Source organism: Zavarzinia sp. CC-PAN008, assembly GCF_051903925.1.
GTDB lineage: Bacteria > Pseudomonadota > Alphaproteobacteria > Zavarziniales > Zavarziniaceae.
Genome location: NZ_CP173678.1, coordinates 1,230,385 through 1,243,021 on the forward strand (window position 1 = coordinate 1,230,385; position 12,637 = coordinate 1,243,021).

The 12,637-nt window shown below is 67.4% G+C and carries 12 protein-coding genes; 3 read left to right on the forward strand and 9 right to left on the reverse strand.

The window, feature by feature from the left end; translation table 11 throughout:
• Positions 1-39 precede the first annotated feature (39 nt).
• Positions 40-1,116 (forward strand): recombinase RecA, encoded by a 1,077-nt coding sequence (gene recA, locus ACI6GS_RS05935; RefSeq protein ID WP_439816865.1) that lies wholly within the window; start codon positions 40-42, stop codon positions 1,114-1,116.
• A 185-nt stretch (positions 1,117-1,301) separates the two neighbouring features.
• On the opposite strand, the gene ACI6GS_RS05940 is transcribed toward recA, so the two are convergent.
• The 7 genes from ACI6GS_RS05940 to ACI6GS_RS05970 form a co-directional block, all read right to left on the reverse strand.
• The gene (locus ACI6GS_RS05940; RefSeq protein WP_439816866.1) at positions 1,302-2,684 is read right to left on the reverse strand and encodes an aspartate aminotransferase family protein; all 1,383 of its coding nucleotides are present in this window, start codon (positions 2,682-2,684) and stop codon (positions 1,302-1,304) included.
• A gap of 217 nt (positions 2,685-2,901) precedes the next feature.
• Positions 2,902-3,801 (reverse strand): alpha/beta fold hydrolase, encoded by a 900-nt coding sequence (locus ACI6GS_RS05945; RefSeq protein WP_439816867.1) that lies wholly within the window; start codon positions 3,799-3,801, stop codon positions 2,902-2,904.
• 206 nt (positions 3,802-4,007) lie between these two features.
• The gene (locus ACI6GS_RS05950) at positions 4,008-4,841 is read right to left on the reverse strand and encodes an SDR family NAD(P)-dependent oxidoreductase (protein ID WP_439816868.1); all 834 of its coding nucleotides are present in this window, start codon (positions 4,839-4,841) and stop codon (positions 4,008-4,010) included.
• Positions 4,842-4,984: 143 nt separating this feature from the next.
• On the reverse strand, positions 4,985-5,410 hold the full coding sequence (locus tag ACI6GS_RS05955; protein ID WP_439816869.1) for a MaoC family dehydratase: 426 nt from the start codon (positions 5,408-5,410) through the stop codon (positions 4,985-4,987).
• Positions 5,411-5,420: 10 nt separating this feature from the next.
• Positions 5,421-5,864, reverse strand: a complete 444-nt coding sequence (locus ACI6GS_RS05960) for a MaoC family dehydratase N-terminal domain-containing protein (RefSeq protein ID WP_439816870.1) — start codon at positions 5,862-5,864, stop codon at positions 5,421-5,423.
• 208 nt (positions 5,865-6,072) lie between these two features.
• Positions 6,073-7,257, reverse strand: coding sequence for a lipid-transfer protein (locus tag ACI6GS_RS05965; protein WP_439816871.1), 1,185 nt, complete (start codon positions 7,255-7,257; stop codon positions 6,073-6,075).
• Positions 7,258-7,453: 196 nt separating this feature from the next.
• Positions 7,454-9,001, reverse strand: a complete 1,548-nt coding sequence (locus ACI6GS_RS05970; RefSeq protein WP_439816872.1) for an AMP-binding protein — start codon at positions 8,999-9,001, stop codon at positions 7,454-7,456.
• A 168-nt stretch (positions 9,002-9,169) separates the two neighbouring features.
• Here ACI6GS_RS05970 and ACI6GS_RS05975 point away from each other — a divergent pair, with 168 nt between their 5' ends.
• On the forward strand, positions 9,170-9,805 hold the full coding sequence (locus ACI6GS_RS05975) for a TetR/AcrR family transcriptional regulator (protein WP_439816873.1): 636 nt from the start codon (positions 9,170-9,172) through the stop codon (positions 9,803-9,805).
• 154 nt (positions 9,806-9,959) lie between these two features.
• Here ACI6GS_RS05975 and ACI6GS_RS05980 read toward each other — a convergent pair whose 3' ends face one another.
• Positions 9,960-10,571 (reverse strand): alpha/beta fold hydrolase, encoded by a 612-nt coding sequence (locus ACI6GS_RS05980; protein WP_439816874.1) that lies wholly within the window; start codon positions 10,569-10,571, stop codon positions 9,960-9,962.
• A 147-nt stretch (positions 10,572-10,718) separates the two neighbouring features.
• Here ACI6GS_RS05980 and ACI6GS_RS05985 point away from each other — a divergent pair, with 147 nt between their 5' ends.
• Positions 10,719-12,239 (forward strand): flavin-containing monooxygenase, encoded by a 1,521-nt coding sequence (locus tag ACI6GS_RS05985; protein WP_439816875.1) that lies wholly within the window; start codon positions 10,719-10,721, stop codon positions 12,237-12,239.
• 25 nt (positions 12,240-12,264) lie between these two features.
• On the opposite strand, the gene ACI6GS_RS05990 is transcribed toward ACI6GS_RS05985, so the two are convergent.
• Positions 12,265-12,537 carry a hypothetical protein gene (locus ACI6GS_RS05990; RefSeq protein WP_439816876.1) on the reverse strand — a complete coding sequence of 91 codons (273 nt, stop codon included), beginning with the start codon at positions 12,535-12,537 and terminating at the stop codon, positions 12,265-12,267.
• Between the last annotated feature and the right edge of the window lie 100 nt (positions 12,538-12,637).

The window sequence follows — 12,637 nt, forward strand, 5'->3', positions numbered from 1 at the left end:
TGCGAGGGGTCCTCGCCTGTGGGAAAAGGGGCCGGCGGCATGAGCGCTCAACTGAAGCTGGTGGGGACCGAGGTGGCGTCAGACAAGCAACGCGCGTTGGAAGCGGCGCTGGGCCAGATCGAGCGGGCCTTTGGCAAGGGCTCGGTCATGAAGCTGGGCGCCAACAGCACGATCGAGGTCGAATCGATCTCGACCGGCTCCCTCGGCCTCGACATTGCCCTTGGCATTGGCGGCCTGCCGCGCGGCCGCATCATCGAGGTGTTCGGCCCCGAAAGCTCGGGCAAGACGACGCTTGCCCTGCACGTGATCGCCGAGGCGCAGAAGCGCGGCGGCATCTGCGCCTTTGTCGATGCGGAGCACGCGCTCGACCCCGTCTATGCGCGCAAGCTGGGCGTCGATGTGGACGAGCTCCTGATCTCCCAGCCTGACGCGGGCGAGCAGGCGCTGGAGATTGCCGATACCCTGGTCCGCTCCGGCGCGGTCGAGGTGCTGGTGATCGACAGCGTGGCAGCACTGACCCCCCGGGCCGAGCTTGAGGGCGAGATGGGCGACAGCCATGTCGGCCTGCAGGCGCGCCTGATGAGCCAGGCGCTGCGCAAGCTGACGGGCTCGATCTCGAAGTCGCGCTGCATGGTGATCTTCATCAACCAGATCCGCATGAAGATCGGCGTGATGTTCGGCAGCCCGGAAACGACGACGGGCGGCAATGCGCTGAAGTTCTATGCCTCTGTCCGCCTCGACATCCGGCGCATCGGCGCCATCAAGGACCGCGAGGACATGGTCGGCAACCAGACCCGCGTGAAGGTGGTCAAGAACAAGCTGGCCCCGCCGTTCCGCACGGTCGAGTTCGACGTGATGTACGGCCAGGGCATTTCCAAGACGGGCGAGCTGGTCGACCTGGGCGTCAAGGCCGGCGTCGTCGACAAGTCGGGCTCCTGGTTCTCCTATGACAGCCAGCGCATCGGCCAGGGGCGTGAGAACGCCAAGACCTTCCTGGCCGCCAATCCCGACATCGCCGAGGCGATCGAGCGCCGCATCCGCGAGAATGCGGGCCTGATCGCTGCCGCCATCGCCGGCGGCCCCGAAGGAGACGAGGCCGACGAAGGCGAACCCTGATCGGCATCACCGCTTCCGGAAAATTCGGCCGCTCTCCGTTTCTCCCAACCTACGTGCCCCGGTTTATCCGGGGCATCCATGAACCAACCGTTCCGCCTGTGTGACTGTCAGTCCATGGGTCCCCCGGATGAACCGGGGGACGTCGGAAGGGAGGAGCGGATCGATTCAGTCCGAACCTGTGGCGCCTACCGCCCCAGGTCGGCGGCGGTCAGGTCCAGGCACCTGGCGATGGTGCCGATCATCGTGTCGATCTCTTCCTTCGAAATGATCAGCGGCGGCGACAGGACCATGATGTCCCGCACCGCGCGCATCACCAGGCCATTGGCGAAGGAATGCTGCCGGCAACGATAGCCGGCATTGCGCTTCGGATCGAAATGCGACCGGCTGGCCTTGTCCTCCACCAGTTCGATTGCCGCGATCAGGCCGTGGCCACGCACCTCGCCCACCAGGCGGTGGCTGGCCAGTTCGCGCAGGCGCGACTGGAAATAGGCGCCGATGTCGCCGCCTGCCCGCTCAACCAGCTTCTCCCGCTGGATGATCTCCAGGTTGCGGACGGCGACGGCGGCGGCCACCGGATGGCCCGAATAGGTGAAGCCGTGGGCGATGTCCTCGCCCGCATTGCGGAACGTCTCGGCCACGCGCCCGCCCATGCCGACCGCCGACATGGGGATGTAGCTGGACGTCAGGCCCTTCGCCATGGTCATGAAGTCCGGCTTGATCCCGAACGTGTCGCTGCCGAACCACTTGCCCGTCCGGCCAAAGCCGCAGATGACCTCGTCCGCGATCAGCAGCACGTCGTACTCGGCGCAGATGCGCTGGATCTCGGGCCAGTAGCTGGCGGGGGGGATGATGACGCCGCCGGCCCCCTGGATAGGCTCGCCGATGAAGGCGCCGACGTTTTCGGGGCCCAGGTCCTGGATCTTCTTCTCAAGCTCACGCGCAGCCCAGATGCCGAATTCCTCCGGCGACCTGTCCCCGCCGTCCCGGTACCAGTAGGGGCTGGCGACATGCTCCACGAAATGGGGCAAGGGCAGGTCGAACTGCGGGTGCATGTTGGTCAGGCCCGACAGGCTGGCGGCACCCAGTGTCACGCCGTGATAGCCCAGCTGCCGGCTGATGATCGTCTTTTTCTTCTTCTTGCCCTTCAGGTTCCAGAAGTAGCGGACCAGCTTCACGATCGTATCGTTGGCATCCGACCCGGAATTGCCATAGGCAAACAGGTCGATCCCCTCCGGCGTCACCTCGGCCAGCTTCTCGCCCAGTTCCGTGACGGGGGGATTGGTCGTCTGGAAGAACGAGTTGTAGTAGGGCAGTTCCTGCAACTGCTCATAGGCTATTTCGGCTAGCTCCTTGCGGCCATAGCCGACATTGACCGACCACAGGCCAGCCATGCCGTCCAGAAGGCGCACGCCTTCGGAGTCGGTCAGCCAGCAGCCCTCGGCGGACGAGATGACCCGCACGCCCTTGGCGGCCAGGGCCTTGTGGTCGGTGAACGGCTTGAAATGGTGCCTGGCGTCGGCCGCCTGCATGGCGGCGGTCGAATTGCGGGTACGGGGCAGGGCAGACATGGCGGTCTCCACGAACAACGATGACGGAACGGGCGCTGCACGCGCCGGTGGTTCAGGTCAGCGTCGTCGCGGCGGGTTGAAGCCGATCCGCGCGCACAGGATCATCATCAGCCGCTTCCGGCTGATCGTGCTGAAGGTCGTGCTGTCCTTTCGCATGCGCACAGCGTATCGCAGGGCGCACGGGTTGCACAGCGGGCGCCTGTCAAAGTGATCCCGGTCAGAAACCGACCGTCGGTTCCACCCTGGGATGAAGCACGGCGCGGCCAAGCCAGCGCGACAGGTCCGCCGTCACTTCGGCCCGGTTGGTCTCATTCAGCATCTCGTGCCGCCCCTCCGGGTAATAGCGCTCGGTCACGTTCTCCAGGCCCGCGGCCCGATAGCGATCGGCCAGCGCATGGAGCAGGGCGAGTTCGCCGTTCAGCGGGTCCCTGTCGCCCGCGAAGATGTAGATGGGCAGCGCCCTGGGCACCGCGGCCAGCGCGCCGTCGTCGGCCAGCGGCGCACCCAGGCCCAGCATGGATGCCATGCCGGCATCGTTGACGGTGAAGCCGCACAGCGGATCGGCCAGATAGAGGTCGACCTGCCGCTCATCCCGGCTCAGCCAGTCGAAGGGCGTGCGCGCCGGCTCGAACGCGGCATTCCAGGATTCGAGGGAGGTCGGCCCCGCGCCAGCCAGGTGTGCGGCCAGCGTCGGCATGTCGGCGGAGCCCGACAGGACCAGGGCATCGATGAGGTCCGCGTGGGCGGGCAGAAAGACCTGGGCCGCGAACGAGCCCATGGAATGGCCGAGCAGGACCAGCGGCACCCCCGGATGGCGCTGCTTCAGGTGCCGGGCCAATACGGCCATGTCGTCAACCAAGCCGCCGAATCCAGCCGGCCCGAAGTCGCCAAGGGTGCCAGCCTTTTGCGCCCGTTCCCCATGGCCCCGATGGTCATTGGCATAGACCGCCCAGCCGTCCTTCACCAGCGCGGCCAGCCCTGCGCGATAGCGCTGCGCCGGCTCACCCATCCCGTGGGCGACCTGGATCACTCCGACGGGCTCGCGATAGGGCAGCCAGGCATGGACCGTGAACGGCGTGCCGTCCGCCCCCTGCAATTCCTCCTGCCGCTCCTGCATCGCGCGCTCCTCCGGTTCGTTGGACCGGAGTGTGGCCGAAGGTGCGGAAGGTCGCCAGTGGCCTACGCATTCACAAGTGAACCCTCATCCTGAGGTGCGGAGCGAAGCGTAGCCTCGAAGGATGGGCAGCCGTCGCGCGGGTTGCCCATCCTCCGAGCCGGCGGCTGTGCCGTCTCCTCAGGATGAGGTGGATTGGTGGAGTGACCTCAGATCACCGAGCCGTGGCCGCCGCCGCAGACGATGGTCTGGCCAGAGACGTAGTTGGATTCGGGGATCGCGAACATGAAGACGGCCCCCGCCGCCTCTTCCGGCGTGCCGCCGCGGCCCAGCGGGATCATGCGGCCCATGGCGGCGATGCCGGCGGCCTGGACGCCGACGTTGACCGTGCGGCCCTCGACCTCGATCGTGGCCGTGCCGCTGTCCAGGGGCTGGGTCAGGCGGGTCTGGATGTAACCATAGGCGACGCAGTTCACGTTGACCTTGTAGCGGCCCCATTCCTTGGCCAGCGTCTTGGTGACGCCGGTGATCGCAGCCTTTGCCGCCGAATAGTTCACCTGCCCCGGATTGCCCGTGGTGCCCGAGATCGACGAGATGTTGATCACCTTGCGGAAATTCTCGATGCCCTGCTCCGCTTCCTTCTTGGCGAAGATGCGGATTGGCTCGGCCGCTGCGCGCAGGATGCGGAACGGGCCGGTCACGTGCACGTCGATCATCGCCTGGAACTGGTCGTCCGACATCTTGTGGATGACGTTGTCCCAGGTATAGCCCGCATTGTTCACGATGATGTCGAGACCGTTATAGGTGTCGAGCGCCGTCTTCACGAAGCGGTCGCCGAAATCGGGTGCGGAGACGCTGCCCACGCACGCGACCGCCTTGCCGCCCGCCGCCTCGATCTCGGCCACGACTTCCGCGGCCGGTGCCTCGTCCAGGTCGTTGACGACGACCGAGGCGCCCTCGGCCGCGAATTTCAGCGCGATCGCCCGGCCGATGCCGCGGCCCGACCCGGTGACCAGCGCCACCTTGCCATCAAGCTTTCCCATGTCTGTCCCCTCGTTTCGATGTTTGGATGTGCCGGTTTCGGCAACAAAATCCGCTCATCCCCGCGAAGGCGGGGATCCAGGGGCCGCAAGCACGGTGCTGGTTGCTCTGGATCCCCGCCTGCGCGGGGCTGAGCGGTGTAGGATCAGGCTAACGCCACCACGGCGTCGCCCAGGAGCGTCGTGCCGCCTTGCGTCTTGGCTTCGAGGGAGAGCTTCACGCGCTTCTCGCCCGCTTCCTCGACCTTTTCGACAACCTTGCCGGAGCACGAGACGACGTCGTGCACCTGGGTCATGGCGGTGAAGCGCACGGAATAGGCGCGCAACTGGCTCTGCGGCACCCAGTTGGTCACCACCCGGCCCAGATAGGCCATGGACAGCATGCCGTGCGCGATCACGTCCGGAAGGCCCGCCTTGGCCGCGAAGTCGGTGTCGACGTGCAGCGGGTTGTGGTCGCCCGAGGCACCGCAATAGAGCGCGAGCGTGGTGCGCGTGATCGGCTTGGTCTCGAGCAGCGGGATCTCGTCGCCGACCTTCACGCTGTCGTACTTGGGAATGCTGGTCGCTGGCATCGTCGCCCCCTCAGTTCCGGACCACGGTGACGCCGCGCATGCGCGCGACCGTCTTGCCGGCCTGGTTGATGACTTCCGTTTCGGTCGTGATGAAGTCGAGCGCGCCGCCCTTCTTGTCATAGATATCGGTGACGCTGCCCTCGAAGCGCAGCACGTCGCCGGCGCAGATCGGCTCGAAATACTCGAAGCCCTGCTCGCCGTGCAGCACGCGCGCGACGTTGACGCCCATCTCCTTGTAGACGTTCAGGCCTTCGCCCGACGCCAGGGAGTTGAGGCAGAACGGAAAGGTGGGCGGCGCCACCAGGCTGCGATAGCCGGCCGCCTTCGCCGCCGCCTCGTCCGAATGGATCGGGTTGGTCTCGCCGATGGCGGAGGCGAAGAAGCGGATCATGTGCTTCTCCACCTCCACCGTCTTCGACGGGAACTTGGTCCCGATGTACTTCTTGTCGATCATGGGCTCTCCCTGATGTCTATTGGTCGACGACGCGAGTCGATGCCTGCGTCGACGTCGTTTCGGATGCTTCGAGACGCCCCTGCGGGGCTCCTCAGCATGACGCCGTGGGAGGAGGGATTTCGTTTCCCACGGGCGTCATCCTGAGGAGGGCCGCAGGCCCGTCTCGAAGGATGCTGGCGCGACGGTGCAGCCACGCCCTGGCGCTACTTCAGGTGGCGTTGCCGTACATGGTCACGACGCAGGCACCGCCCAGGCCCAGATTGTGCTGGAGCGCCACCTTGGCCCCCTCCACCTGGCGCTTGTCGGCGGTCCCGCGCAGCTGCCAGACCAGTTCGGTGCACTGGGCCAGCCCCGTCGCCCCCAGCGGGTGGCCCTTGGACAGCAGGCCGCCGGACGGGTTGGTCACGACCTGCCCGCCATAGGTGTTGTCGCCGTCCCAGATGAAGCGCTCGGCATCGCCCTCGGCGGCCAGGCCCAGCGCCTCATAGGTCAGGAGCTCGTTCGCGGTGAAGCAGTCGTGCAGCTCGACCACGTCGACGTCCTTCGGCCCCAGGCCCGCCTGGGCATAGACCTTGTCCGCAGCGAGCTTGGCCATGTCATAGCCGATGACGCGGATCATCGAATTGCCCTCGAACGCCTGGGGCACGTCGCTGGTCATCGCCTGGCCCAGGATCTCCACACCCTTCAGGCCATGCTTTCGGGCGTAAGCCGCGGAGACGATCACCGCCGCGGCAGCACCACAGGTCGGCGGGCAGCACTGGTAGCGGGTCAGCGGCCCGAAAATGTGCTTGGAGGCCATGATCTCCTCGACAGTCAGGGGGTCGCGAAAGATGGCGAAGGGGTTGTTGGCGGCGTGCGCCCGCGCCTTTTCCGAGATCTTGGCAAAGGTCTCGTCCTTTGTGCCGTGCTTCGCGGCATATTCGCGGCCCGCACCGCCGAAGTACTGGGCGGCACCGGGCGCATCCTTGCTGAAGCCCTGCGCTTCCTTCATGACCGCGTGATGCATGCCCATGGGCGGCTTGCGGTCGCGGAACACGCTGGACAGGGCGCCGGGATTCATCATCTCGAAGCCCAGCGCCAGGGCGACGTCGACCACGCCCGCCTCCACCGCCTGGCGCGCCAGGAACAGCGCCGTCGAGCCGGTCGAGCAGTTGTTGTTCACGTTGACGATGGGAATGCCCGACAGGCCCACCTCGTACAGGGCCGACTGGCCGCAGGTCGAATCGCCATAGACATAGCCGACATAGGCCTGGCCCACGTCCGCATAGGGGATGCCGGCATCGTCCAGCGCCGCACGGGCGGCGGTGGCACCCATGACGTCATAGGACTCGCTCTGTCCCGGCTTGGTGAAGGGGATCATGCCGACGCCGGCCACGATCGGACGATTGCTCATGCCTGTTCTCCCGTGATCTGGCCCCAAATGGGGGCCCGCTTATCGGAGGTTTGCGCCGGCATCCTTCGAGACGGGCCTTCGGCCCTCCTCAGGATGACGACAGATGGGCTTTCCTGAATAAAAACAACGTCGTCATGCTGAGGAGCGGCCCCACGGGCCGCGTCTCGAAGCATCGGGTGACATGGCCCGGACATCCTCAGGGGCTCTTCATCGCGGCGATGCGTTCGTCGCGCAGGGCGCTGCGGCGCGCCTTGCCGGCGTCGTCGCGCAAAAAGTCGTCCACGAACTCGAAGCTGCGCGGGATCTTGTAGCGGGCGAGCTGGCCGGCCAGGAACGCACGCAGGTCATCGTCCGTGGTGCGGCTGCGGGCGGCCTCGCGCAGCTGGACGATGGCATGGACCCGCTGGCCCAGGTCCTCGTCCGGCAGGCCGATAACGATCGAGGAATTGACGTCCGGATGCGCATCCAGCGCCGCCTCGACTTCGGCCGGGTAGATGTTGGCGCCGCCCGACAGGACCAGGTCGGTGCGCCGCTCCACCAGGAACAGGTAGCCGTCGGCGTCCATGTAGCCCAGATCGCCGATCGACTCCCAGTCGCCTTGCGCCCGTGCCTCCGCCCCCAGGTAATGGTAGGTCGCATTGCGCCCGGCCTCGGGCAGGAAATAGACCTCCCCCACCACGCCGGGGGCGCATGGATTGCCGTTCTCGTCCAGGATGCGCATGCGCGACGTGCCCTGGATCCTGCCGACGGAGCCGCGGCGCTGCAGCCACTCGGTGCCGGTGATGACGGTCGCCCCTTGCGCTTCCGTCCCGCCATAGAGCTCGAAGATCCGCTCCGGCCCCAGCCACTCGATCCAGGCTTCCTTCAGCCAGGGCGGGCAGGGGGCCGCCATGTGGAACACGGTGCGCAGCGCCGACAGGTCGTGGCGGGTCCGCTCCTCGACCGGCAGGCGCCAGATGCGGTGCATCATCGTGGGCACGAAATTGACCCACGACACCTTGTGCCGCGCGATCAGTTCCAGCGCCTTGGCCGCATCGAACTTGGGCATGTCGATGACGTGGCAGCCGGCGCAGAGCGAGAGGTGCATGCCGCTGAACGGCGCGTTGTGATAGAGCGGCCCCGGGTTCAGCACGGTCGCGTCCGCCTGCTGCATCAGCAGGCCGCCCGCGGGGTCCCAGACGCCCGGCATGTGGTCCACGATCACTTTGGGCCGCCCGGTCGAGCCACCGCTGGTCATCGCCTTCCAGTGCGGCGGGACTACCGGCTCCAGCGCTTCGGCCGACAGGTCGCCGGCCGGCATGCTGCCCGCGGGCAGCACCGCCTGGCCCGGCAGGCGCGACGGGTCGGGGCCGACCACCAGGCGCGGCCGCACCAGGTCGACGATGGCGCGCAGCTCCACATCGGGCAGCTTGGACGACACCACGTTGGGCACGGCGCCCAGCTTCCAGATGGCGAAGGTCGTCAGGTAGAACTCGGGCCCGTTGGGCAGGGCGATGGTGACGAAGTCGCCCTGTTTCACGCCCAGCGCCTGCAACTGGCGCGCCCGGCGATTGGCCTGCGCCTCGAACGCTTCGCGCGTCAGCACGATGTCCTCGTGCGTCAGCATGGCTGCCCTGGGATCGCGCCTGGCGTGATAGCCGGGCAGGATCCCCATCGGCATGGCACCGGCGCCGCCCTGCGTCGGCAGCGCGCTGGCCGTGGGCGCGGCGCCCGATGACTGCTCCGGATGTGCGTCCGCCGGCATCGCGTCTCCCCCCGTTCCCACCTGTCTCACCCGGAGCCAGTTTGCCGGGTCCTGCATGCCCGGCGTTTCTTGAATGGGACTATCTACCGCCCGGTCGATAGAATCAAGGGGCTGTTCGCGGCGTCTTGCGCTATGGTGGCGACCGTGTACCGGCCACTAGGATCCGCCATGACCGATTCGACCTCGAACCCGCCGAACAGCCCGTGGCCGGGCCCCCGCAAGCGCCGCGACGGCGAGTTCCAGCAGAAGCGCGAGGCCGTGATCGCGACCGCAGCCCGTCTGTTCCAGGAAAAGGGCTACGAGAACACGACGCTGAACGCGATTGCCGAAGCGCTCAACGTCACCAAGCCGACGCTCTACTATTATGTCGAGAACAAGAGCGAGATCCTTGAGGAATGCCGGACGCGCACGCGCGACGGCATCGCCGCCGCGATGCAGCAGGCTGAGGACCAAGGCCGTCATGGACTTGAGAAGATCGAGATGTTCATCCGCGCCTATGCGGAGACCATTTCCAGCGACTATGGCAAGGTGCTGATCGCCAGCTTCCGCTCCAGCGACGAGGAGGCAGGCATCGCCCATTTCCGCGCCGGCCTGCGCCAGACCGACCACCTGCTCCGCGCCTTCCTTGAGGAGGGGATGAAGGATGGCTCCATCGCGCCCTGCGACCCCAAGCTGGCGGCCTTTGCCATCTTTGGCGCGTTGAACTGGATCACCTTCTGGTACGAACCCGGCGGCCCCGCCGACCCCGACCAGATCGCAACCGAATTCACCAGGCTCTTCCGCAACGGCCTCGCGCCGCGCTGATCAGGCCCTCCCCTGTGCGAAGCGTGGGGGAGGGTGGGGTGGGGGCGGTGTCGTGCCGTCAAAGCCTGCGCCGCGGTCCCGAATGTGGGATACCGCCCCCACCCCAACCCTCCCCCATCGCAAGCGACGGGGGAGGGGGAAATGCGACGGCGCCTCAGTCTGCCTCCAGAAATTCCCCGACCAGCTCCGCCACCTGCGCCGCGTGCGTCTCGACAAAGGAATGGTCGGCGCCGGGAATGACGACCAGCCGCGCATCGGGCAGCAGGTGGCACAGGCGCTCCCCCACAGCGACCGGGCTGATCGGGTCGGCATCGCCCCACAGCAGCAGGACCGGCAGGTCCAGCGTGCCGATCTCGGCACTGTGGTCGGCACGCGCCGTCATGATCCATGCGGCGGCCTGCGGATAGGCGGCGCGATAGGCGGGGCGCCAGTCCTCGGCCCCCAGCGCGCCCACGTCGATCCCGCCGGACGTGGCGGTCAGGACCAGCCGCCGCACCCGCCCAGGCCGCGCCAGGCAGGCGCGGATCGCGACCACGCCGCCCATCGACTGGGCCAGCACATCGCACGGCGCGTCCGCCGCATCCAGCGCTGCCGTCACCAGGCCGACCAGGTCGTCCAGGCTCTGCACGCGGGGGTCGTGCGGCTCGTCCCCCAGGCCGGGCCAGGCGAAGCGATGCTTGGGCCAAGCGCCGGGCAGGCGGTCGGCCACGCTCTGCCAGAACAGGGCAGAGCCCCCGGCACCGGGCAGGAAGAGGCAGCGTGTCATGGCGCCAGCGTCCATGGCCGCCCCGCTCCCGGTCAAGGCCCCGACTCGCTGACGAAAAATCAGTCTGGCCTCCGAACGCCATTCATGACATTTTGTCAGTCATCTGCGGAGAGAAGGTCCGCATAGAGCAGGCGGAGTGGTCCAGGCATGGCGGCACAGCAACAGGCAGGGCTTGAGGCGACCCGGCACTTCGACGTGCTCATCATCGGGGCCGGCCTGTCGGGGATCGGCATGGCGGCCCACCTGCAGGACCGCCTGCCGCGAAAGACCTTCGCCATTCTCGAGGGGCGGGCCGACCTGGGCGGCACCTGGGACCTGTTCCGCTATCCCGGCATCCGCTCCGACAGCGACATGTACACGCTTGGCTACCGCTTCAAGCCATGGACCGCGGCCAAGGCGATCGCCGACGGTCCGTCGATCAAGGCCTATATCGCCGAGACGGCGCGCGAGCGCGGGCTCGACCACCACATCCGCTATGGCCACAAGGTGGTGCGCGCCGACTGGTCGTCCGCCACCGCGCGCTGGACGCTGCAGGTTGACTGCGGCGGCTCGCTCCAGTCCTTCAGCACCAATTTCCTGGTCCTGGGGGTCGGCTATTATTCCTATGACCAGGGCCACCGCCCGACCTGGGCGGGGGAGGAGACGTTCGCGGGATCCATCGTCCATCCCCAGTTCTGGCCCAAGGACCTGGACTACAAGGCCAAGCGCGTCGTGGTGATCGGCAGCGGGGCGACGGCCGTCACCCTGGTCCCGACCATGGCAGAGACCGCGGCGCACGTGACGATGCTGCAGCGCTCGCCCACCTATATCGTCTCGCGCCCCTCGGTCGACGGCATTGCGGAGGCGCTGAAGCGGCGCCTCCCGTCGCGCCTCGCCTATGGCCTGACGCGCTGGAAGAACATCCTGATGGGCCAGTTCTTCTACAAGCTGGCGCGCAGCCGGCCCCAGGCGGTGAAGCGCAACCTGCTCGACCTGGTTCGCAAGCAGGTCGGCAGCGTCGCCAATGTCGAGCGCGACTTCACGCCCGCCTACAACCCCTGGGACCAGCGCCTGTGCCTGGTGCCGGACGCCGACATGTTCCGCGCGATCCGCGATGGGCGGGCCAGCGTCGTGACCGACACGATCGAGCGCTTCACCCCCGGCGGCATCCGCCTGGCATCCGGGCAGGAGCTGGCCGCGGACGTGGTGGTGACGGCGACGGGCCTGAAGCTGAACCTGATGGGCGACATCGCCCTGGCCGTCGACGGCCGTCCGGTCGAGCCGGCCCGGACCATGAACTACAAGGGCTGCATGTTCTCGGACGTGCCGAACCTGGTCTATGTCTTCGGCTACACCAATGCGTCCTGGACGCTGAAGGCCGACCTGGTCTCGGAATTCACCTGCCGCCTGCTGGCTCACATGGAGGCCAAGGCGACACCCATCGCCGTGCCGGAACGCGACCCCAGCGTGGCGGAACTGCCCTTCCTCGACTTCGCGTCCGGTTATGTGCAACGGGCAATCGCCCACCTGCCGCGGCAGGGCGCGCGGCGCCCCTGGCAATTGCGGCAGAACTACACGTTCGACCTGCTGGCCCTGCGCCTGGGCCGGGTCGCGGACGGCACGATGGCGTTCCGCAAGGCGGGGCCCACCCCCGCCGGCAGCGCAGCGCCAGTCCGCGCCGCCGCCTGAGCACGCATCAGCAGTCGCAGGCGCTTCAGGCCGCGGCCAGCCAGGCGGCCAGCGGTCCCGCCGTCCCGGCCCAGGCCGCCACGCGGTCGTCCTTGTCCGAATTCTCGAGCACGGCGGAGACCTGAAGCGCCGGGTGCGCCGCGTGCAGCGCCGCCGCGGCCTGCCCGATGTCCTGGACATGGCGCCAGGAGGTGCGGGCCACGCCGTTGACGACCTGTCGCGTACACAAGGCTCCGGACCGGCCAGAGAAGTCCGCTTCGTGGCCGAAAGCGATGGCGCGCTCGACAAAAGCGATCATTGTTTCCTCCCCCCACGCAACGGCTGACGGGACAGTTTTCGGTCTATTCCTGACGATCGTCAGCCCCGGTGAGATACCTAGTGGAAAATACGTAGTATGA

Excerpts from the sequence above, each read along its gene's own strand:
- ACI6GS_RS05990 (WP_439816876.1), bottom strand. The coding sequence starts at position 12,537 with ATGATCGCTTTTGTCGAGCGCGCCATCGCTTTCGGCCACGAAGCGGAC.
- recA (WP_439816865.1), top strand. The coding sequence starts at position 40 with ATGAGCGCTCAACTGAAGCTGGTGGGGACCGAGGTGGCGTCAGACAAG.
- ACI6GS_RS05965 (WP_439816871.1), bottom strand. The coding sequence starts at position 7,257 with ATGAGCAATCGTCCGATCGTGGCCGGCGTCGGCATGATCCCCTTCACC.
- ACI6GS_RS05950 (WP_439816868.1), bottom strand. The coding sequence starts at position 4,841 with ATGGGAAAGCTTGATGGCAAGGTGGCGCTGGTCACCGGGTCGGGCCGC.
- ACI6GS_RS05945 (WP_439816867.1), bottom strand. The coding sequence starts at position 3,801 with ATGCAGGAGCGGCAGGAGGAATTGCAGGGGGCGGACGGCACGCCGTTC.
- ACI6GS_RS05960 (WP_439816870.1), bottom strand. The coding sequence starts at position 5,864 with ATGATCGACAAGAAGTACATCGGGACCAAGTTCCCGTCGAAGACGGTG.
- ACI6GS_RS05955 (WP_439816869.1), bottom strand. The coding sequence starts at position 5,410 with ATGCCAGCGACCAGCATTCCCAAGTACGACAGCGTGAAGGTCGGCGAC.
- ACI6GS_RS05970 (WP_439816872.1), bottom strand. The coding sequence starts at position 9,001 with ATGCCGGCGGACGCACATCCGGAGCAGTCATCGGGCGCCGCGCCCACG.
- ACI6GS_RS05975 (WP_439816873.1), top strand. The coding sequence starts at position 9,170 with ATGACCGATTCGACCTCGAACCCGCCGAACAGCCCGTGGCCGGGCCCC.
- ACI6GS_RS05980 (WP_439816874.1), bottom strand. The coding sequence starts at position 10,571 with ATGACACGCTGCCTCTTCCTGCCCGGTGCCGGGGGCTCTGCCCTGTTC.
- ACI6GS_RS05940 (WP_439816866.1), bottom strand. The coding sequence starts at position 2,684 with ATGTCTGCCCTGCCCCGTACCCGCAATTCGACCGCCGCCATGCAGGCG.
- ACI6GS_RS05985 (WP_439816875.1), top strand. The coding sequence starts at position 10,719 with ATGGCGGCACAGCAACAGGCAGGGCTTGAGGCGACCCGGCACTTCGAC.